Source organism: Acinetobacter guerrae, assembly GCF_009372255.1.
In the GTDB taxonomy this organism is placed as follows: Bacteria; Pseudomonadota; Gammaproteobacteria; order Pseudomonadales; family Moraxellaceae; genus Acinetobacter; species Acinetobacter guerrae.
This window is the reverse complement of the sequence record NZ_LXGN01000005.1, coordinates 43,006-64,303: the sequence shown is the minus strand read 5'-3', so window position 1 is coordinate 64,303 and position 21,298 is coordinate 43,006. Positions and strand designations below refer to the sequence as shown.

The 21,298-nt window shown below is 39.9% G+C and carries 19 protein-coding genes; 10 read left to right on the top strand and 9 right to left on the bottom strand.

The features are described 5' to 3' along the window. Positions 1–19: 19 nt before the first annotated feature. The gene (locus tag A7A69_RS04130; protein WP_152876379.1) at positions 20–793 is read right to left on the bottom strand and encodes a DUF4184 family protein; all 774 of its coding nucleotides are present in this window, start codon (positions 791–793) and stop codon (positions 20–22) included. A gap of 150 nt (positions 794–943) precedes the next feature. On the opposite strand from A7A69_RS04130, the gene znuD (A7A69_RS04125) reads away from it, so the two are divergent. The 3 genes from znuD (A7A69_RS04125) to A7A69_RS04115 all read left to right on the top strand — a co-directional run bounded on the left by znuD (A7A69_RS04125) (position 944) and on the right by A7A69_RS04115 (position 6,874). Then, entirely contained in the window at positions 944–3,013 is a 2,070-nt protein-coding gene (znuD, locus tag A7A69_RS04125) for a zinc piracy TonB-dependent receptor ZnuD (protein ID WP_152876378.1), read from the top strand. A 223-nt stretch (positions 3,014–3,236) separates the two neighbouring features. Next, on the top strand, positions 3,237–5,267 hold the full coding sequence (gene znuD, locus A7A69_RS04120) for a zinc piracy TonB-dependent receptor ZnuD (protein WP_152876377.1): 2,031 nt from the start codon (positions 3,237–3,239) through the stop codon (positions 5,265–5,267). A gap of 143 nt (positions 5,268–5,410) precedes the next feature. Further along, positions 5,411–6,874 carry a phospholipase D family protein gene (locus A7A69_RS04115; protein WP_152876376.1) on the top strand — a complete coding sequence of 488 codons (1,464 nt, stop codon included), beginning with the start codon at positions 5,411–5,413 and terminating at the stop codon, positions 6,872–6,874. Positions 6,875–6,953: 79 nt separating this feature from the next. On the opposite strand, the gene A7A69_RS04110 is transcribed toward A7A69_RS04115, so the two are convergent. Then, the gene (locus tag A7A69_RS04110) at positions 6,954–7,400 is read right to left on the bottom strand and encodes a hypothetical protein (RefSeq protein WP_120370077.1); all 447 of its coding nucleotides are present in this window, start codon (positions 7,398–7,400) and stop codon (positions 6,954–6,956) included. Between the two features lie 171 nt (positions 7,401–7,571). Here A7A69_RS04110 and A7A69_RS04105 point away from each other — a divergent pair, with 171 nt between their 5' ends. From A7A69_RS04105 to A7A69_RS04095, 3 genes are all read left to right on the top strand, one after another. Further along, positions 7,572–8,030 (top strand): RcnB family protein, encoded by a 459-nt coding sequence (locus A7A69_RS04105; RefSeq protein ID WP_152876374.1) that lies wholly within the window; start codon positions 7,572–7,574, stop codon positions 8,028–8,030. A gap of 147 nt (positions 8,031–8,177) precedes the next feature. Continuing rightward, positions 8,178–8,534: an RcnB family protein gene (locus tag A7A69_RS04100; protein WP_152876373.1), complete on the top strand. Its 357-nt coding sequence runs from the start codon at positions 8,178–8,180 to the stop codon at positions 8,532–8,534. Between the two features lie 356 nt (positions 8,535–8,890). Next, the gene (locus tag A7A69_RS04095; protein ID WP_152876372.1) at positions 8,891–9,316 is read left to right on the top strand and encodes an RcnB family protein; all 426 of its coding nucleotides are present in this window, start codon (positions 8,891–8,893) and stop codon (positions 9,314–9,316) included. Between the two features lie 48 nt (positions 9,317–9,364). Here the strand turns inward: A7A69_RS04095 and A7A69_RS04090 are convergent, their stop codons facing one another. The 4 genes from A7A69_RS04090 to A7A69_RS04075 all read right to left on the bottom strand — a co-directional run bounded on the left by A7A69_RS04090 (position 9,365) and on the right by A7A69_RS04075 (position 14,436). Next, positions 9,365–9,859, bottom strand: coding sequence for a phosphate-starvation-inducible protein PsiE (locus A7A69_RS04090; protein WP_120369998.1), 495 nt, complete (start codon positions 9,857–9,859; stop codon positions 9,365–9,367). Between the two features lie 133 nt (positions 9,860–9,992). Beyond that, positions 9,993–11,774, bottom strand: coding sequence for an acyl-CoA dehydrogenase C-terminal domain-containing protein (locus A7A69_RS04085; protein WP_152876371.1), 1,782 nt, complete (start codon positions 11,772–11,774; stop codon positions 9,993–9,995). A 189-nt stretch (positions 11,775–11,963) separates the two neighbouring features. Continuing rightward, complete coding sequence (locus A7A69_RS04080) at positions 11,964–13,766, bottom strand: acyl-CoA dehydrogenase C-terminal domain-containing protein (RefSeq protein ID WP_120369996.1); 1,803 nt, start codon at positions 13,764–13,766, stop codon at positions 11,964–11,966. Between the two features lie 289 nt (positions 13,767–14,055). Next, positions 14,056–14,436: a hypothetical protein gene (locus tag A7A69_RS04075; protein ID WP_152876370.1), complete on the bottom strand. Its 381-nt coding sequence runs from the start codon at positions 14,434–14,436 to the stop codon at positions 14,056–14,058. A 129-nt stretch (positions 14,437–14,565) separates the two neighbouring features. Here A7A69_RS04075 and baeS point away from each other — a divergent pair, with 129 nt between their 5' ends. Next, positions 14,566–16,263, top strand: a complete 1,698-nt coding sequence (baeS, locus tag A7A69_RS04070) for a sensor histidine kinase efflux regulator BaeS (protein WP_152876369.1) — start codon at positions 14,566–14,568, stop codon at positions 16,261–16,263. 6 nt (positions 16,264–16,269) lie between these two features. Next, a complete protein-coding gene (locus A7A69_RS04065) occupies positions 16,270–16,956 on the top strand; it encodes a response regulator (protein WP_120369993.1) in 687 nt (228 codons plus the stop codon). A 74-nt stretch (positions 16,957–17,030) separates the two neighbouring features. On the opposite strand, the gene A7A69_RS04060 is transcribed toward A7A69_RS04065, so the two are convergent. The 3 genes from A7A69_RS04060 to A7A69_RS04050 all read right to left on the bottom strand — a co-directional run bounded on the left by A7A69_RS04060 (position 17,031) and on the right by A7A69_RS04050 (position 19,908). After that, positions 17,031–17,405: an MmcQ/YjbR family DNA-binding protein gene (locus tag A7A69_RS04060; protein WP_152876368.1), complete on the bottom strand. Its 375-nt coding sequence runs from the start codon at positions 17,403–17,405 to the stop codon at positions 17,031–17,033. Between the two features lie 151 nt (positions 17,406–17,556). After that, positions 17,557–18,999, bottom strand: coding sequence for a protein adenylyltransferase SelO (locus A7A69_RS04055; protein WP_152876367.1), 1,443 nt, complete (start codon positions 18,997–18,999; stop codon positions 17,557–17,559). 120 nt (positions 19,000–19,119) lie between these two features. Beyond that, on the bottom strand, positions 19,120–19,908 hold the full coding sequence (locus tag A7A69_RS04050) for an SDR family oxidoreductase (protein ID WP_152876366.1): 789 nt from the start codon (positions 19,906–19,908) through the stop codon (positions 19,120–19,122). 144 nt (positions 19,909–20,052) lie between these two features. Here A7A69_RS04050 and mazG point away from each other — a divergent pair, with 144 nt between their 5' ends. Continuing rightward, on the top strand, positions 20,053–20,826 hold the full coding sequence (mazG, locus tag A7A69_RS04045; RefSeq protein WP_152876365.1) for a nucleoside triphosphate pyrophosphohydrolase: 774 nt from the start codon (positions 20,053–20,055) through the stop codon (positions 20,824–20,826). A gap of 1 nt (position 20,827) precedes the next feature. After that, positions 20,828–21,265: a ComEA family DNA-binding protein gene (locus A7A69_RS04040; protein ID WP_152876364.1), complete on the top strand. Its 438-nt coding sequence runs from the start codon at positions 20,828–20,830 to the stop codon at positions 21,263–21,265. The last annotated feature ends 33 nt before the right edge of the window (positions 21,266–21,298 follow it).

Below are 21,298 nucleotides of genomic sequence, written 5' to 3'. Positions count from 1 at the left end.
AACACAGCAAATTGAAAGCTTAATTCTGTTTTTGAGCGCTAAATGCCTTAAACCATTTGGCCAGAATAAAAATGAGGCAGCTCAAACTAAAACAGATGAGAAAACCACGTGAAAAATAATTAATCGCTTTGCCTGTAACAGCATAGGTATCTGTATGCCAGAGTTGAGTATCGAGTTGTTGCCAATAGATAAAAAGAAAATAGCCGCCTACAGCGAACGAAAGAAATATCGTAAGACTTAATGATCTATATGATGTGCGCTGCTTTTGAATACGATATTCAATCATATAGCGATAACACATCCAACCTAAAATCGGCAAACTCACCACAGAGGTTGTAAGTTGTAAAAATCGATGAATAGGATAAGTCCGCCCTAAAAATAAGATGTCCTGACTGAGTAAGCCTTGAAATGCAAAGGTTCTAAAATCGTCATGCGTGAGTCCATCCCAGATAATATGTGTTGCACAGCCTATGATGACTCCCAATATACACGCCATACAAAAACTACAGAACCGATTAAAAGTAGCTAGATTTAAATCATCTTGTAGAGAGAGCCAGTAATACAACACAGGGCGATACAGTACATACCACAGCACGCAAAAAATAAGTCCAAGCAATAAATCTGGAATAATTAAGCCTGCCCATTCATGGCTGATCGTGACATTTTCATCTGTAAATAATCGCACTAAATCTGGTGTCATACAGCCAATCGCCAAAGCACCAATGGGCAATTTGTATCGAGTTATTTTGGCGATAGGGGGAGCAAGAACCGCATGGGATAAAGTAAAAGGCATAAATATAAAGAAATAAATTTTGGATCAAGATCGGGTCTGAGTGTAATGCTTTGTAGAATGAATGAATGTTTTTTATTGCAAAATAAGTGAAATGTTATATTATAACAAAAATTAAGAAGATTTTAAGATTTTAAGAATCCGAGGCTTTATATGTTCTTTAAAAAGAATGCACTGACTGTGTCGATATTTGCAATGATCTGCACAGGAACACACGCAGCAGAGCAACAGACTGAGATACAAAAATTAGAAACTATCGAAGTTAGCGCACATCCTCTGGTGCAAAGTGCTGTGGATTATGCGGCTGCTGACAATATTATTAAGAATGATCAATTGCGGCAGGGTGGTGCAACAATTGGTGAAGCTTTAAGTCAACAGGTTGGGGTTTATTCCAATCAGTTTGGGCCAGGTGCAAGTCGTCCCGTTATTCGTGGGCAAGATGGTGCGCGTGTGAAAGTTTTAGACAATGCCTCTGAAACGATGGATGTTTCAACTTTATCTCCCGATCACGCAGTAACAGTCGATCCAATTTTGGCAAAGCAGGTTGAAATTGTTCGAGGGCCCTCAACTTTACTGTACGGTGCAGGTACAGTGGGTGGGTTAGTGAATGTTACCGATAGTAAAATTCCAACTCAAATGCCTGAAGGTGGATATGAGGGGCAGATTGGACTGCGCTATAACACAGGTAGCGATGAAAAGTTAGGAGCTGCGGGAGTTACAGTTGGTTTGGGGGATCAGGTCGCGCTACGTATTGAAGGTTTAAAGCGTGATGCTAACAATTATATTGCACCTGATTATGTTCATGAGGGTGAAAGAGAGCGTCGAGTCGATAATACCTTCGCCAAATCAGATAACGTCAGTGTGGGTTTGTCATGGATCTATGATCGAGGTTTTACTGGAGTTTCTTATACCAATCGTCAGGATCAATACGGTTTACCGGGTCATAGTCATGAGTATGAAAGCTGTCATCCGCATGGTACACATCTGCATTGTGGTGGGCATGATGAAGAGCATGATCACGACGGGCATGATCATGATGAGGATGGACATGATCACGATCATGCTGGCCCGTGGGTCGACCTCAAATCTGAACGTTATGATTTTAGAACAGAGCTAGATGATCCGTTTGCAGGCTTTAAAAAGTTACGGGCACAGGCCAGTTATACAGACTATAAACATGACGAAATTGAAGAAGGTGAAGCTGCAACGACATTTAAAAGTACAGGTTATGATGCTCGTTTAGAGTTGGTGCATCAGCCGATTGGTATGTGGGAAGGAGTATTAGGTACACAATTTGGTCGTCAAAAGCTGGATATTACGGGTGAAGAGTCAATCTTTGCAGGGCCGAGTACTACGGATAAATGGAGCGTATTTGCTTTAGAACATACGCAGTGGAAAGATGTACATTTTGAAGTGTCAGCACGTTTTGATCAGCAACAAATTGATATTGATTCGTCGCAAAAAGATTATGATGACCATACTTTTTCTTATTCAGGTGCAGCCAATTGGTTATTTGCGCCGAATTATAAATTGTCATTAGTCGCTTCGCATCAGGAGCGTATGCCACTGGCACAAGAGCTTTATGCCAACGGTAAACATCTAGCCACCAATACTTATGAAATTGGCAATGAAAACCTAAACCCAGAAAAATCCAATAATATCGAACTGGGGTTTCATTATGATACGGACACACTGAATTATCATGTACATGTATTCCATAACTGGTTTGATGACTATATCTATGCTCGTACACTGGATCGTTATGAGAACTTTCGACTTGTGCAATACACACAAGATGAAGCACGTTTTTATGGGGTAGAAGGTGAAATCTCTTATCAACTTTCTCCACGCTATAAAACAACGTTGTTTGGAGATTATGTTCGCGGAAAAATTGATGCTGAAGGTGATGCACCACGTATGCCTGGAGGACGTTTAGGAACACGTTTTGATGCGGACTTTGGAGACGGTTTTTCTGGAATGGCAGAGTATTATCACGTGTTTAAACAAGACAGAATTGCCGCTTATGAAACTGAGACAGAAGGCTATAACATGGTGAATCTAGGTGTCGCCTATGCAGCACGAGCCAGTGATAAAACGGATTATCGGGTTTATTTAAAAGCCAATAACCTGCTAGATGAAACAGTGTATAACCATGCATCGTTTCTATCCAACATCCCTCAAGTTGGACGAAACTTTACGTTGGGGATCGATTTTAGTTTCTAAAAGCAGTGGTTTTTAAATATTCACATGGAGCCTATTATATATAGGCTCCATGTTTTTGAAATGTTATATTGTTTCATTCATCTTTTGCTTAAATTTGACTTAATTTATTGTCGAAACCATAAAAGTCATATTGCTAATGGAAATAATGATACGGCCCTGAATTCTCTTGAAAAATATATAATATATTATAACGTAACATGTGATTAGCATCTGGATGATCATCATGTTTAAAAAAACACATATATTTGCACTTTCTATTCTTTCTTTGTCTATACAACATGCTTTTGCGCAAAATTCTCAACAGGAAGTCGATGTCAATGATTTACCTACAATTGAATTGCAAGCTCAGTCTACGCCAAAAGATCATCTCGATCATGCAGCAGGTGACACGGTCGTCGGGAAAGATCAATTGGTTCAGGGTGGAACTACGATTGGCAATGTCTTAAATGGTCAGGCAGGTATCTATTCAGCTCAATACACGGGGGGCGTAAGCCACCCTGTGATCCGAGGTCAGGATGGAGCACGTGTCAAGATTACTCAAAATGGCGGTGATCCACTGGATGTTTCTTCGGTTTCACCTGACCATGCAGTCACGGTCGATCCCAATTCGGCAGATCAGATCGAAGTCCTTAGAGGCCCTGAAACATTAATTTATGGTGCGGGTTCTGTTGGTGGTTTGGTCAATGTGATCGATCATAAAATTCCTGAAAAAATGCCAGAAAATGGCTATGAAGGGCGTATTGGTGCGCGTTATAACACGGGTGATGATGGTTTGGTTTATTCGGGTGATACTACAATCGGTTTGGGACGTCAGGTCGCTTTAAATTTGGGTGCTGTCAAACGCGATGCCAATAACTATATTTTACCGAATGATCTACAAAATGATTCACGCCGTGAACAAAGCACTTTTGCTAAATCCAATGATTACCATGCAGGCTTGTCATGGATTTATGATCGTGGTTATACAGGATTTTCCTATAGTGAACGTCATGATAAATATGGTATTCCTGGAGATGTCGATTCAGACTGGGAACCTGACCACAACATGATGTTGACCATTCCTGCAGAACATGAGGATGATGGTGAGGATGTAAGTTCATCGTGGATTAATTTAAAACAAAAGCGTTATGACGTTAAAACTCAATTGAATGACCCATTTGTAGGATTTAGCCGCTTAACGGCTCAGGCGAACCACACGACGTATCAACATGAAGAAATGGATGGTGATACGCCAGCTACACTTTTTCATAGTACAGGTACAGATGTGCGTATTGTTTTAGACAATAATCCATGGGCGGGTTGGAATGGTCAAGTGGGCGCACAATTTACTCGCCAAAAACTGACCATTGATGGCGAAGAAGCGCTGATGGCACCCACAGACACCGAACGTTACAGCTTATTTGCCTTACAGACAAAACAGTTTGGTCCAGTTACGACCAAACTCTCTACACGTATTGATCATCAAGATACAAGTGTAGATTCAGATCAGAAAAACTTTAATGGTACCGCCTATTCTGTTGCAGGTGAAACCGCTTGGGAATTTACACCGAATCATAAAATTTCACTTGATGCATCACATCAAGAACGTTCTCCAATGGCTCAGGAATTATATTCTAATGGAGGATTACATGGACCCACAAAAAGTTTCGAATTTGGTAATGATGAATTAACACAAGAAAAATCCAATAATATTAATTTGGGTTTTCATGGCGACCAAGACGAGCTTCAGTACAACTTAACTGTTTACCATAATTGGTTTGATAACTTTATCTATGCAAATACGATCGACCGTAAGGGAGATTTTCGTTCTATACATTATGACCAAACAGATGCACGTTTTTATGGCGTTGATGGTGATATTAGCTACCAGATGAGTGCGCGCTATAATGCAGGCTTATTTGGTGATTATGTGCGTGCCAAGCTCGATGATAACGGCAATGCACCGCGTATTCCTGGTGGGCGAATTGGCACACGTATTAAGGCAGATTTTGGTGAAGGGTACTCTGGTACAGCCGAGTACTATCATGTCTTTCATCAGGATGATATTGCCAACTACGAAACCGAAGGCAAGAGTTATAACATGGTAAATCTAGGCTTAGGTTATCAGGGGCAGTTGAATCAAAAAACAGGCTACCAGTTATATGCCAAAGCCAATAATCTGCTCGATAGTAAAGTCTATTTACACGAATCTTTCCTCTCTGATGTGCCACAAATAGGTCGAAACTTCAGTGTAGGTGTCGATTTTAATTTTTAAATCTTTAATATTTTTACCTGAAGGAAGACGTGAAGTCTTCCTTTTGTGTTTTTGCAGCTTGAGATGAGCCAATTTAACCAAATGTGTCTTGAAAAATAAGGAAATAAACTCTAGCCTGAACCTAATTGTTTAGGTTGTTTGTTATGCGTATTTTTCAACGAATTCACAAAAAACTGAATTGGTCTGGTCGGCACTATGTTGTTTTAATTGCTGGTATCTTTGTTTTGGGTTATATCTCATCAGCAATTTATCATGTCTATAAACCTTTACCCGAAGGTTTAAATTTTACGGGTAAATTACGCCATGCTGATGTCAATTTTTTTGCAGATCAGACTTATCTGGATGCACAAGGTCAGCAGCAGCAAGATCATCAGATTTTTGATGAGATTTTAAATCTGATACATCAGGCGAAAACGACGATTGTATTGGACATGTTTTTATTTAATTCAGAAACAGGCGAATCTAAACTGGCACAGCGGCCTTTATCAGAGCAACTTACTCAAGCCCTTATTCAGAAACGTCGTGAATCGCCGAATGTTGAAATTACCCTAATCACTGACCCGATTAACTCGGTTTATGGCGGGGTTTTGTCTGAACATTATCGACAGTTACGTCAAGCAGGCATTGATGTGATCGAAAGCAATTTGACACCATTACGTGCATCAAATCCTTTATGGTCTGGTTTTTGGTATATCTGTTGTCAGGATTTAGGGAATAATCCTGAAAAGGGATGGTTGCCTAATCCATTTGGAAAGGAAAAAATTACTTTACGCAGTTATTTGCAATTGGCAAATTTTAAAGCAAATCATCGTAAGACCTTGGTTGTTGATACGGATCAGGGATGGAAATCTTTGGTGACTTCAGCCAATCCGCATGATGGTAGCTCACGGCATTCTAATGTTGCCTTAGTGGTTTCTGGCCCAACTGCCATGGATGTGCTTAGAACTGAACAAAGTGTGGCACAAATGTCAGAAGGTTCTTCTCCTGTGATGATCATGGGTGAAATCAATGCCAGTAATAACGCACCACAAGTACAGGTTCTGACAGAGGCTGCAATTTATCATGCAGTGGTGGAGCTGATTCAAAGTGCAAAAGCCAATGAACAGATTGATCTTGCAATGTTCTATTTGTCAGAACGTCAAATCATTAAGGAATTAAAAGCTGCTCAAAAGCGTGGCGTGAAATTGCGCATTCTACTTGATCCGAATAAAGATGCCTTTGGTCGTCAGAAAAATGGCATTCCAAATCGTCAGGTGGCTTCAGAGTTACATGCAGCAGGCGTTCCTGTGCGTTGGTGTGATACTCATGGGGAACAATGTCATAGCAAGATGATCATTAAATCTAATCCATCGCAGGCTGAAATGATTTTAGGGTCGGCCAATTTTACGGCCCGTAATTTGAAAAACTACAATCTTGAAACTGATTTTTTGGTTAAAGGCACTGCTCAGGCAGATGTTTTTCAAAATGCTGAACATTATTTTAATACGACTTGGTCAAATCTGGAGGGTCGTCAAATGAGTGTTGATTATGCAAAATATGCAGATGAATCCAAGCTTAAATATTGGACTTATCGGTTTATGGAGTGGTCTGGGCTTTCTACTTTTTAGTTCAGCAAGACTCATCTGACAAAGATAAATCAGATAGCTAATGAAAAGAGAGGAAATAAATCCTCTCTTTTTTTATTGTTTAATGCGTGGGTGGAATAAGTTCATCTAGTTCTTTGGCAGTGAGTTCATCCAGTCCAGTTAAGTCAGTTGCAATTTTCCACTGATTTTCATCTTCTACTGGCGTTGGTAAACGCGCTTCTAGCCAGTCGCAAACAGCATCTGGCGTAAAATCTGGATGATTACACTGAATAATCCATGCTAAAAATTCTTTAGGCCCACCGTTCATATAAGGGGGAGGTGAAACTGGAAAAAATTGGGTCGGTAGACGTTCATTGGTCGATAAATAATTGAGTATATGTCCCAGTTCTTGTACGGTTTGCCAAGCCAAAGGATGTTCGATATCAATATGAAATTTAAACCACCAAGCATCTTTGCCATCTGAGCCATGTGCATCGATTCGGCTTTCCTGAATGCTTGGTACTTTACTAAAAAACTGATAAAGGCGTTCAAAACTTAATTCAGCCACAAGATCATATCCAGTCATACAATGAATCGTTAGTATAACGGCTTTTTCAACAAAGAAATGCTGGTGACTTCACCAAGCCCAACTTTAAACAAAACCTACATTTATGATGCAGATGATGTCGGTTTTTTAAGCTAAAATAATAGAAAGATCAAAAATAAGAAGGGCAATACGATGCGTATTTATGGTGTATATGCCTGTATTGGCGCAATCTTACTCAGTCTCTCAACTGTAAGTATGGCTGAAAACCAATGGGGAAATTATCGTGGTGTAGAACGTCCTAAAGCACCATCAAGACCACCGCAGTGGAATCGACCACCGCCACCTCCTCATGGGCATCGGCCACCACATAATTGGGGTGGTCAGTATCCTGAGTATCCTCAGCGACCTCGCCACGGCAGTTATATCGAATATCACTATCAACCCAACACCCAATATGAGTATCGAACTGAACGATATGTTTTTGTTCGCGGTAATACGCTACCTATCGAATATCGTAATGATCAGTACTATATCAATGACTGGTCTGGACATCAGCTTTATGATCCGCCATGGGGGACTCGCTGGTATTCGGTAGGCGGCCATTATTTACTTATTTCAGATGATAGTTTTCGTATTGAAGTCGTACGTTAATTTAATATGAAACTCGATCATGCTTTGTTACATATTCTTCATCTTTAAGAAAGCAGACTTACAATCTTTAGCAAACTCGCCGTTTTCATCCATGCTTTCTCCTTGACTGTCGCCTAATCTGAAGACAGACAAAAAGAGGATGAACTCATGAACTTATCAATGAAGATGACACTTGCTGCACTGGCTTTGGGTATTTCTGCAACCAGTATGGCAGCACCAAATGACTGGAATCAATATCGTGGCGTAGATCATCACTATCACCAAGCACCACCTCCATCTAAAGCGCCATCAAAATGGTCAAACTCACATTATGATCGGGATCGCTATACTAATTTTAGAAAAGGTGATCGCCTACCTTATCAATATCGTGACAACCGTTATTACGTGTCAAATTGGCGTAATTCACGGTTATCTGCACCACCGCGTGGCTATCATTGGGTAAGGGCAGATGGTCGCTATTTACTGGTATCAAGCAGTAACCATCGTATTTATGCTGTTCGTTAAATGAGACTAAAGATGCTTAATCCCATCGTTATGACGGTGGGTTTTTTTTTGAAAATTTCAAAATTAATTGATCCTTTATGTTTTTACGCTAATCGAAGTGATATTTTCATATTCTATAAAAAGATTTAATTTTATTTCTCCATTGATTCGTGAAAAATTGGTTTTATCATATCGATCTGATCGTGATCTTTACTCGTATTTATGGAGTTTTTTTAAGTTAATTTACAATGAAATATGAAGCGTATTACAACCCACTAAAATCATAACAATTGATTGCAGATACGCTCATTTTATCCATTATTTCTCCCAGAGCATTTTCTACACTTTAGACTTGGTGTTACTGCGGACAACTGGATATGAAAAGGATCATTTCCGTTTCACTTTGTGTGTGCATGCTTGGTGTATCCACACTTTCAATGGCTGATCCACCACCTCCAGATTGGGGTGGACATGGTTGGGGGCATTATCATGGCGGACCAGATCGACATGAAAATTGGCATAATCATGAGTGGCGAGCTTATGGACCACCGCCACCTAGGGTGATTGAAAATCGTTACTATTATGCACCACCACCGCCACGATATTACCGAGTTCATGATTTCCGTCCAGGTTATCGTTTACCGCCGCAATATTTGTCAGAGCGTTATTATGTCAATAACTGGTATGACCATCAGCTTCCACCACCCCCGCCACAACATCGTTGGGCATATATTGATGGACGCTATGTGCTAGTGGCTGTTGCAACAGGAATTATTGCCCAGATTCTTTTTGGTGGGCATTAATACAAATTTTTCTCAAAACACCATTATCTGAGCAGGATAGTGGTTTTTTTATGCTAATTCATCATCTTCAGGTCTAGGTGTTTGACCTTTGGCTAATGGTCGTTCCTGATGTTTATCCCGAATTACGGATGGATAATGCCATGAGGCATAACGTACGATCAAAATCGCGATGGCCAAGATTAGAATGGAACCTGTCACAATTAATAAATCAACGTCTGCCTGATGGTTATGCTGAATATCGGAAATGAGTAAGCGAGTCAGTGCTGTAATTGCAACATAAATCAAAAAACGCACAGGCATATGATTGGTTTTAAAGTAAATTCCAACCATTGCCCCCAACTCTAAATAGATAAATAACAATAAAATATCGTCAATCGTGGCATATTTTTTAACTGTAAAAATATCGATAGTGGTATGAATAGCTGACCACGCCACCATACAGCCAATAATGAACAAAGCGATATAATGAAAAGCTTCAACGGCACGATTACCGAGCTTATCCAGAAATGCTTCTATATTTTTAGGAGACTTGGATGTTGCCATGTTATCGCTCTTATGTTGATGAATAATGATTATTAAATATCAAGCAAATTTCATGCACATGACGACTGGATTTAAATCATTAACGTATAAAAAAACGCCTGATGAATCAGGCGTTTTAGTTTGAGAGAATCAATTAGGATTGAGTGGTAAAATAATCTTCACTAAAACTCATCACTAACTCAGAACCCGCTTCAATTTTTTTGATGCGTGTTTCAAGTTCAGGCAGGATTCGAGTCACAAAATACTGAGCAAGAGAAAGTTTATTTTGATAGAAATCACCCGATTTTTCTTGAGCTGCGGCTGACATCTTGGCAAACATATAGGCAAAGCTGAGTAAGCCAACAGCGTGTAAATAATCAACGGCTGCTGCATTTGGAAAATCTACATTTTCTGCTGCTTGTTCTAAAATAAACTGGGTCACTGCTTCGACTTCAGTGGCTGCATCTAGCGTTGCATCTTTTATGAAATTAAGGTCAGCACTGAGTGTGTTGGCAAAATCACGAATTTCTGCAATATATTCAGCAATAAATGTACCGCCAGATTTAATGGTTTTACGACCAATTAAATCTTGTGACTGAACGCCATTGGTACCTTCATAAATTTGTGAAATACGGAGGTCACGAATACATTGTTCCATGCCCCATTCACGAATATAACCATGCCCACCAAAACACATTTGTGCATCTAAGGTGGCTTGGAATGCGGTATCTGTTAGATATGCTTTCGCGATAGGTGTCAGCAGGGCAACTCGGTTATTGGCTTTTTTAACGGCTTCTGCATCAGTTGAAAATTTGGTGATGTCGAGTTGTTGCCCCACATACACTGCAAAAGCACGTGATGCTTCATTGTTGGCACGTGCATTAAGCAACATGCGACGGACATCGCCATGGACTAAGATACTATCTGCTGGTTTATTTGGAGATTGTACACCTGCCGCACTACGACCCTGTAAACGATCTGTCGCATATTGAGCAGCATTTTGGTAGGCAAATTCAGATGCGCCAAGACCCTGAATCCCCATCGATAAACGCTCATAGTTCATCATGACGAACATAGCAGCAAGCCCTTCATTTTCCTTACCGACAAGGAAACCTTTGGCACCGTCAAAATTCATGACACAAGTAGCAGAGGCTTTGATCCCCATTTTATGTTCAATCGAACCTGGACCAACAGCATTGCGCTCACCCACTGAACCATCTTCATTGACCATAAATTTCGGTACGATAAATAGTGAAATACCACGTGAGCCTGCTGGTGCATCAGGTGTTTTAGCTAATACCAGATGAATGATATTTTCAGCAAGATCGTGATCACCACCTGTAATGAAGATTTTAGTACCTGTAATGTTATAGGTACCATCTGCATTTGGTTCTGCTTTGGTTTTAATAATTCCTAAATCTGTACCTGCATGTGGCTCAGTTAAGCACATGGTTCCAGACCATTCACCCGAATAAATTTTTGGTAAATAGGTTTGTTTTTGCTCTTGCGATGCATAACTGTTAAGTGCCATGCCTGCACCCACGGAAAGAAGCGGATAGAGCATAAATGATGGGTTAGTGGCGAATAGCATTTCGTCGGCAAGAACAGTCAGCATTTTTGGCATGCCTTGACCGCCCCATTCTTCATCTGCACCTAAACCAATCCAGCCGCCTTGAACATATTGCTGAAATGCATCTTTAAAGCCAGCAGGGGTAAAGACATTGCCGTTTTCATAACGTGCGCCTTCTTCATCACCAGTACGGTTTAAGGGCAAAGTTACGTTTTGTGCAAATTTAGCCATTTCTTCTAAAATGGCTTCAGCAGTTGCAGCATCAATATGAGCCAGATTTTCATTGGCCTGCCAGAATTGTTCTGCTTTGAATACGTCATTTAAGATAAAGCGCATGTCTGCAAGGGGAGCGTTGTAAATTGGCATCGTTTTTCACCTTTGTTCTTTTTACATTTATGTGTCTAATATTACACAGAAAATGTAATTCATCAGTATGTTTTGATTGGCATTAATTTAACATTGATTCGTCAAAAAAAGGACTGTCAAAACTGATCAGTCCTTTTTTATTAGTATGCAATTGTTTTCACTCATGCACACATGTTAGGCAGGTCTAGATTAGAACGCAAAGTGTTCTGCATCTAATGCCATAAGTGGTTCAAGACCTGTTGAAAGTACATCTACATGCGAACGAACACGTGGCAAGATTTTCTTGAAGTAGAAACGTGCAGTGGTTACTTTTGCGTTGTAGAAATCAACATCTGTTGTTCCTGCAGCCACAGCTTCCTGAGCAACCAATGCCATACGTGCCCATAAGTAAGCGAGTGTGACATAACCAGAGAAGTATAGATAATCAACTGCTGCTGCACCAACTTCATCTGGGTTTTGCATCGCACGCATACCAATTTGCATGGTGAGATCGCCCCATTCTTTATTCAAGGCTGCCAAAGGTTCAACAAACTCTTTCAAGGCTGCATTGTCTTTGTTGGTTTCAACAAATTTATGAATAATTTTGGTGAAATCACGGAGCATCGCGCCTTGAGTTTGAAGGACTTTACGACCTAACAAATCCAGTGCTTGAATTTCAGTGGTTCCTTCGTACAGGCAAGAGATACGCGTATCTCGAACAATTTGTTCCATGCCATGCTCTGAAATAAAGCCATGACCACCAAACACTTGAACACCGTGTTTTGCTGACTCTGAACCTGTTTCAGTCAGGAATGCTTTAGCAATTGGAGTCAATAACGAAAGAATATTGTCCGCAAATTTGCGTTCTTCTTCGGTTGTACCTTGCTCAACTACGTCTGCATATTGAGACAAGAAATAAACAAGGGCACGACCACCTTCCGCAAATGCTTTTTGAGTCAATAACATGTTACGTACAGCAGGATGTACAATAATTGGATCAGCTTCTTTTTCTGGCGCTTTAGGACCAGAAAGAGCACGCATCGCTAAACGATCTTTGGCATAAGCCAATGCACCTTGGAACGATGATTCAGATGCAGATAAACCTTGAACAGCAGTACCAATACGCGCAGTGTTCATGAAGGTAAACATGGCATGTAAACCGCGATTTTCAGGTCCGATTAAGAAGCCTTTTGCATTGTCAAAGTTAATGACGCAAGTCGCGTTACCATGAATACCCATTTTGTGTTCAATAGAACCACAACGAACTGCATTGCGTTCACCCATTGAACCATCAGTATTCACATTGAATTTTGGTACGATAAATAATGAAATACCTTTAGTCCCTTTAGGGGCACCAGGTAAGCGCGCAAGCACGATATGAATGATGTTTTCAGCCATGTCGTGTTCACCAGCAGAGATAAAGATTTTCTCGCCAGAGATTGCAAAACTACCATCTTCATTTGGTTCAGCTTTAGAACGAATGATGCCAAGGTCTGAACCTGCATGAGATTCAGTTAGGCACATGGTTCCAGTCCATTCACCAGAAACTAGTTTTGGTAAATAAGTTGCTTTTTGCTCATCAGAACCATGATGCTCAATAGTACGTACAGCACCATGAGATAGACCAGGGTACATGCCCCATGCCCAGTTTGCTGCACCCACCATTTCAGAAATAGCAGTACCTAGCGAACCTGGTAAACCTTGACCACCATGTTCTTCAGGAACTGAAAGAGAAGGGAAACCGAGTTCAATATATTTTTGATACGCTTCTTTAAAACCTGTTGGTGTCGTTACAACGCCATCATTCCATGTACAACCTTCGCGGTCACCCACTTGATTTAGTGGAGAAAGTTCATTTTCACAAAAATCCGCAGCGGCTTCTAAATATTGATCCACCAATTCACGGCTGACGTTTTCCTGAAATGCAGGGAGTTTTGCATAGTGTTCTTCGGCATTTAATAATTCATGCAAAACAAATTGCATATCACGTAGCGGCGCTTTGTATTGTGGCATATCGGGTTCCTCAATACTGGTTAAACCAGAGTTATAATCCTAATCAACGATAACGGTGTCTGATGACACATCTTTTACTTTTACATCGTGCAACAACTTATTTACATGCACAAGCATTTGCGGGTGAACATCCATGACTGTAAAGTCAAAGAAAATGCTGTTGAAATATCTAAGTGCATTGAGTGTAAACACTTTTATCTAATTTTTAGTGAAAGGAATAGTCAAAAAACGTAAAAAGTTGTGTCCACAAAAAAAGACGCTCAAGCGTCTTTTTAAGATTAGATTTAGCTTATGAGGCTTTAACTGGTGCTGCTGGAGCAGGGGGAGCCATACGATCATCCATTTTGTTTGGTTTAAAACGAAGTTGGCAGGTACCATCAATAGTTTTATCACCTACTTTGACTTGAATTGCCTGTCCTGTTGCTTTGCCTACACACGCTTGTTGAATTTGCTCAAACTGTGCTTGGCGTTCAGCGCGACGTTGTTGCATTTCTGCACGTTGCTCAGGTGTTAATTTATGGCGTTTCATAAAATGTTTGCCTTGAGGTCCATCATCCATCATATGGTGTGCAGATGGTTCTTGTGGAGCTGTAGTCGATTGGCAGGCAGCTAGGCTTCCCATGGTGACTACAGTGGCAGCGAGCATTGCAATTTTAGATAATTTGTTCATTTTGATCCCCACATCTATGTTGATTTCATGTAATAAAGATTAAGTAATAAACATGAAGAAACAATGGAGAGTTTTTTGAGTGAGTGTTCGCTACAATAGTGAATATAGAAGAAAAATGAGAGATCGCTTTTGAATATACGTCGTGTGCCAATCGCCTTGCGTCTATTTCTAACGGTGCTATTGACTACACTGGTTATCACGACAGTGAGTCTGGGCGTTTTACATTGGACGATGCAGAAAAATTTTGCTCGTTATGTGGCAGATGTAGAAATGCAAAAGCTAGATCATCTCATTACCAATTTGGGCAATGTTTATAGCGTTTATCATGACTGGGGCAATGCGATTCAGGCGCAAATTTTACAGATTGAAGGCGATGCTGCTCCAGATGATTATGATCGTCTATCACGTTGGTGGTTACGCCGTCAGTATGATATTGCGCTACAACAGCGTATGTTCAAAGAACAAACCTTGTTGAGTCTTTCCCCAGAACTTTCACATAATATTGAATTTCGCAATCGTCCTATTCTGGATGAACAAGAACGCAAATTTATTGAAGATAATTTACCTTCAGAATATCAGCCTTTTGAAGGACTTAAGTTTCCACTTAGTTCTAATCAAAACCAGTTTCGTCCAAACGACAAAAATAAAGATCCTCATAGACCCCCACGTCTTTCTGAAATGGCGGGCATGATGCCGCAAGACGGTAAAAAGCGCTTTATTTCCATGCCTGACCGACTGGGTCTAAGTTCACGCCTTTCGTTATATGATGTTAATCATCAGTTTGTAGTTGGTGAGCCATCTAATGAACAGCTCTCGTTCCGACCGATTATGGTCGGTAGTCAAATCGTTGGTTATTTGGGACTGAAACCTGTATTGGATCAGGATGATGCCTTAAGCATTAACTTTTTTAGTAATCAAAAACGTTTTTTACTGTTAATTTATACCTTCTCTGTTCTGGCAAGTTTAGTGGCAGCCTTGTTACTTGCGACTTATTTTAAAAAGCCGATCCAGCGTTTGTTGAATGCAACTCGTGAGTTGACTCAAGGGAATTACCAACATCAGGTTATTATTAAACGTAACGATGAACTGGGTGATCTTGCAGCACAATTAAATCAGTTGGCTGTTATTTTGGATCAGCATGAACAATCGCGCCGTCAATGGGTTGCAGATACATCACACGAATTAAAAACTCCATTGAGTGTGCTGCAAGCACAAATTGAAGCGATGCAGGATGGTATTCGTAAAGCGAGCCCTGAACATTTGGATGCTATGATGCGCCAGATCACCAGTCTGAAAAAGCTCACACAGGATTTGGGTGATTTGGCTCAGGCCGATGCACAACAACTGAAATGTTACTTTGCCGAAGTTAATCCATGGGATGTTATCGTGCAGGAAGTCGACAACTTTAAGCCGAAGTTCGAACAGGCTGGGCTTAAAGTTTCAGTTGAAGGTAAAGGCGCGCTTTTACAATTAGATATAGACCGTTTTAAGCAAATTATGGTCAACTTGCTTAGTAATAGTGTTCGATATACGGAGCAGGGTGGGCAGATTCATATCCACACGCAAGAAACTATTCAGCACTGGAGCATCATTGTGGATGATAGCCCATTAGGTTTAGATGATGAACATTTGCAACGTCTGGGTGAACGTTTCTACCGTGTTGATGATTCCCGTACCCGTAGTACGGGCGGCACAGGCTTGGGGTTGGCACTTTCATGTAAGCTAGCACAGGCTTTAGGTGGAAGTTTAAGTTTTGCACATTCACCATTGGGCGGTCTGCGCTGTATTTTGACCTTTCCAAAAACACAGTCCATACATAAGGAATAATTGACGATGAAACATGTAATGTTGGTTGAAGATGAGGTTGAACTGGCTCATCTGGTACGTGACTATCTGCAAGCAGCAGGTTTTGAAGTCAGTATGTTTCATGATGGTCAGGAAGCTTATGATAGCTTTTTACAGCGTAAACCAAGCTTAATGGTATTGGACTTGATGGTGCCGCGCATGGATGGTTTGACGATTTGCCGTAAAGTTCGGGAACAGTCCGATTTACCTATTATTATGGTGACTGCACGTACTGAAGAAATTGACCGTGTTCTTGGCTTAAATATGGGTGCGGATGATTATGTGTGTAAACCATTTAGTCCTAAAGAATTGGTTGCTCGAGTACAAGCTGTATTGCGCCGCTTAGACCGTAAAGCAGAACCTGAACAAAATGATTTATTTCGAATTGATAAGGCACAACAACGAATCTGGTACCAACAAAAATCCTTAAATTTAACACCTACCGAATTTCGCTTATTAGAGCTTTTTTTGGAACATGTGGGGCAGGTTTATTCTCGTGCTCAATTATTAGATCATATTAATCCAGATAGTTTTGATGTTGCAGATCGTGTGATTGATAGTCATATTAAAAATTTACGTCGTAAAGTCACTGAAGCGGCAGATACAGGAAATCGTCATGAATGGATTCAGGCAGTCTACGGCGTGGGCTATCGTTTCGAATACCCAGAAGAATAAGTATTTATAAAAGTATATATCGAGCAGTGTGATGAATCATTAATGCTGCTCATTGTTTCTAATTGATTTAGCTACTAGCCAGATAAAAGTTTTAAACGCATTTTTTGTGTTTTATTTAATTTACTGACCACTAAGGTATAGGAAGATTTGACTAAATCTTCAATTAATTTTGCATCAATATTCTGACCCTCAAAAATCGAAATCCAGTGTTTTTTGTTCATGTGATAACCCGACTGAATAGAGGGATATAACTCTTTGAGTTCATCTGCCTGATCAGGTTTGATTTTGACGTTTATAAATTTTTGTTGGTTCACTTCACCTGTTAACAAGAACATTTTGTCAAAGACTTTAATCACATTACATTGTGGGCCAAAAGGATGAGATAGCTCTGCTTCACTTTGTTGGAGGGCGATCTTTATTGCAAACTGCTGTATTTTTTCTGCGTTCATTCGGGTTCCATAAAGCTTGATATTGTTTTGGTTGAATTTTAATCATTATAGATTCAATCGCTTAAATTGACTTGGTGTTATAAGTTTATCCTGTGGATAATCACAATGTTATCCACAGAAAATGGGGATAACTGTGATTAATCTTCATGCTTCAAGATGAACAACTTACCATCACTTCAGGGACATCACTTGGAAGTGGTGCTAAGTCCTCAGGTCGTTCTAACTCAGGTTGCGATATAAATGGCTGACGTAATAAAGTAAATAATCGTTCGACTTCACTAAAATCACCACGCTCAGCCTGTTCGATGGCTTTTTGCGCCATATGATTTCTTAAGATATAAATTGGATTGGCGTGCTGCATTTGGGTGTTGAGTTGCTCGATATCCTGCTGTTCACGAATAGCATGGTAACTTTGTAAAAACTCATCAAACTGACGAATATCCAGACAATCATCCCGAAGTAATTTGTATTGCTGATTTTGTAAGCGTAAAAAACTTTGGGTGTAGTCAAGTTGTTCACTTTGCAAAATACGTAAAAAAGCCATACCACAATCAAAGCTGTCCTTATGAAAATCAGGAAGCCCCATTTTTTTACATAGACCTTCGGTATAAGCGGCTAAAAAAGTCGGTTCAAAATGTTCCAGACGATCTGCCAATTGTTTTTTAAACGTTTCTTTTTCTTCTGGTTTGGCTAAAGGAATTAGATTATTCAGCCACATCCATAAATTCCAGTGAGCAATACTTGGCTGATTTTGATAGGCGTAACGACCTTGGTGATCTGAATGGTTATTTATCCAATTAGGGCGAAAACGCTCCATAAAACCGTAAGGACCAAAATCTAAAGTGGAACCTGTAATATTTAAGTTATCTGTATTCATGACACCATGAGCAAACCCGACCAGTTGCCATTGAGCGATCATTTTTGCTGTGCTGCTAATCACACCTTGTGCAAAAGCCAAAATAGGTTGTTCATTTTCCAGAGCTTCTGGATAATGCCATTCGATACATTTTTGTGTGAAATCTTTTAATAATTCAGGTGCGTATTGATTAATCCATTCAAAATGCCCCAAGCGGATATGACAATCGGAACTGCGTAATAACATTGCTCCTTGTTCCAGTTTTTCACGCTGTACACCTTGGCTTGAAGTGGTAAAACCGACCGCATTACTTGAGGCAATACCTAAGCTGTTTAAGGCATGTCCTGCCAGATATTCACGAATAACAGAGCGTAAAACCGCACGACCATCGCCCATACGTGAATACGGAGTTAGCCCAGCACCTTTTAAATGCAAGTCGATGGTTTGACCTGCACGATTTAAAATCTGAGCAATTAATAAGCCTCGACCATCGCCTAGCTGTCCTGCCCATTGCCCAAATTGGTGTCCTGCATAGACCATTGCTAAGGGAGGAAATTCAGCAAAGGTTTGCTGTCCACTACAGATTTCAACCCATTGCTGTTTATCTTGTTCTGACCATTGTAAATCATCAGCCAGTTCAGCATTAAAATGCCCTGCTTGAGCACCTTTAAGTGGTACAGGCATTTGTTGATGATAAAGCTTTGGATTTAAATCTGGATAACGTGAATTAAAATGCATGGCAGAAACAGGCTAATGGCAGAAATTGCACTATATCAAATAATCCAGTTTGTGCCTAAAGCATCGGTATTTCTAACACTACATCGAAGTAGGTTGCTTATTTTAGAGGGGATTGCTGTTTTACTTAGATGATTTCTTTCTTCGACTAATCATTAAGTTACTCAAACGATTTAAAAACTGCGGACTAATGTTAGATAATTGATACAAAACTTTGGCTTTTACACCGATTGGTGTATGCGTTGCCCGAAAAAAATGATCTTTTTGTTGTGCTAGCCTTAACACTTGGGTAGCAACATCTGAAGGACTTAAACTTACTCCCATATTTTGAATACTGCCTGCATCCATATTTTTAATCATTGCTGTTTGTACAAAGAGAGGCATAACATCTAAAACCCGAATGCCGTATTTTTGCCATTCAACATCCAAAGCTTCTGTTAGCCCGCGCACGGCAAATTTGCTTGCTGAATAAGATGCCAAATCTGCTTGTCCATACATTGCAGAAGCCGATGATAGATTAATGATACGAGCAAAAGATGCTTGTTTTAAATAAGGGAGAGCAGCATGACAGCCATTCAATACACCTTTGACATTAATATCTATGGTGCGTTGATGCGCTTGAATATTGGTATGCTCAAATGCACCTGAATAGAGAATGCCTGCATTATTGACCAGAACATTGAGTTCACCAGCCCATTGTACAAAGTGCTGCAAGACGCTTTGCCAATTATTTTCGTCACTTACATCCAGATAGCCTGCAAAGGCACGAGAACCTAATTCTTTAGCGAGTTTTTGACTCTGAATTTCATTAATATCAAAAATACCGACAAGATAGCCGTGTTGATAAAAAGTTCGTGCAATTTCTGCTCCAATCCCTTGAGCTGCACCTGTAATCAGGATACTTTGAGCCATATTTTTCTCATTTGTTTTTGTTAAAAATGTCGTGTTAAAAGATTCTTGATGAAAGATCATATCCGTTTTAACACGTTATGTTTACATCATAACAAATCTGCTTTTGAAATAAATTTGCTGCGATGACCTGTCGAGGAATGAAACATGGAACAACTTTTAAATATTATGCGTGAGTTACGTGAAAAATGTCCGTGGGATCGTGAGCAAACTCCTTTAAGTTTAACCAAATATGCAATTGAGGAAGCTTATGAAGTCGAGGCCTCGGTTCGTGAAGGGAATTTGAATGAGATTCGCGATGAACTTGGCGATTTACTTTTACAGGTCGTTTTTCAGGCACAAATGTATAGTGAGCAAGGTGCTTTTGATTTTCATGATGTCGTGAACGCAATTAGTCAAAAAATGATTCGTCGTCATCCTCATGTTTTTCAGCCTGAACAGTTTTCTGCACATGATCCTGATGAGGTGAGTGAGCTGTGGCAACAGATCAAGCAACAGGAAAAACAAGGCAAGCCAAAATCATGTTTAGATGAAATCAAACATGGTCCTGCCTTAAATCAGGCACAAGAAATTCAAAAAAAAGCGGCCAAACTAGGATTTGATTTTGAAACAGTCGATGATGCTTATGGCAAATTAAAAGAAGAATTAGGCGAATTGGAACAGGCAGTTGAATTGCAACAATTCGATGAAATAAATGAAGAATTTGGAGATTGCCTATTTTCTCTGGTCAATGTTGGGCGTAAACTTGGTCTGTCCAGCGAGTCTGCACTTTTGGGGACGATTTTTAAATTTAGACAACGTTTTGCTTATATTGAGCAACAAGCAAGTTTACAACAAAAAACTTTAGAAGATATGAGTTTACAAGAAATGGATTCGCTCTGGAATCAAGCGAAACTACAATTAAAATCTAGGTCTTTATAATATGATTACACTACGACAAATTTCGATATATTTGATACAGATCGGTATATTGTGCGTTATGTCCAACTTAAGTTATGCGCAACAATTTGATCAATCTTATCAGTCATGGAAAGCCCAGCAACAAACACACGATCAGCGTTTAAACGCATCATCATCTTCATCTGATTATTTTTTGAGTAAACCTAGTTTATCAAAAGATGTGTCAAAAAATAGCATAGCAAAAAATACCAACACCTCAAATATTGGGACTAAAGTAAATATTAATAGTGCTACAGCTCAAGAGCTACAACGCTTAAATGGTATTGGAGCAAAAAAAGCGCAGGCCATTGTAGATTATCGTGACCAGAATGGTCGATTTAAAACAGTAAATGATTTATTGAGCATTAAAGGCATTGGGCCAAAATTTATTGAAAAAAATAAATCAAATTTGAGTTTATAATACTCACGTTTCAACAAGATTTTTGAGCTAAGT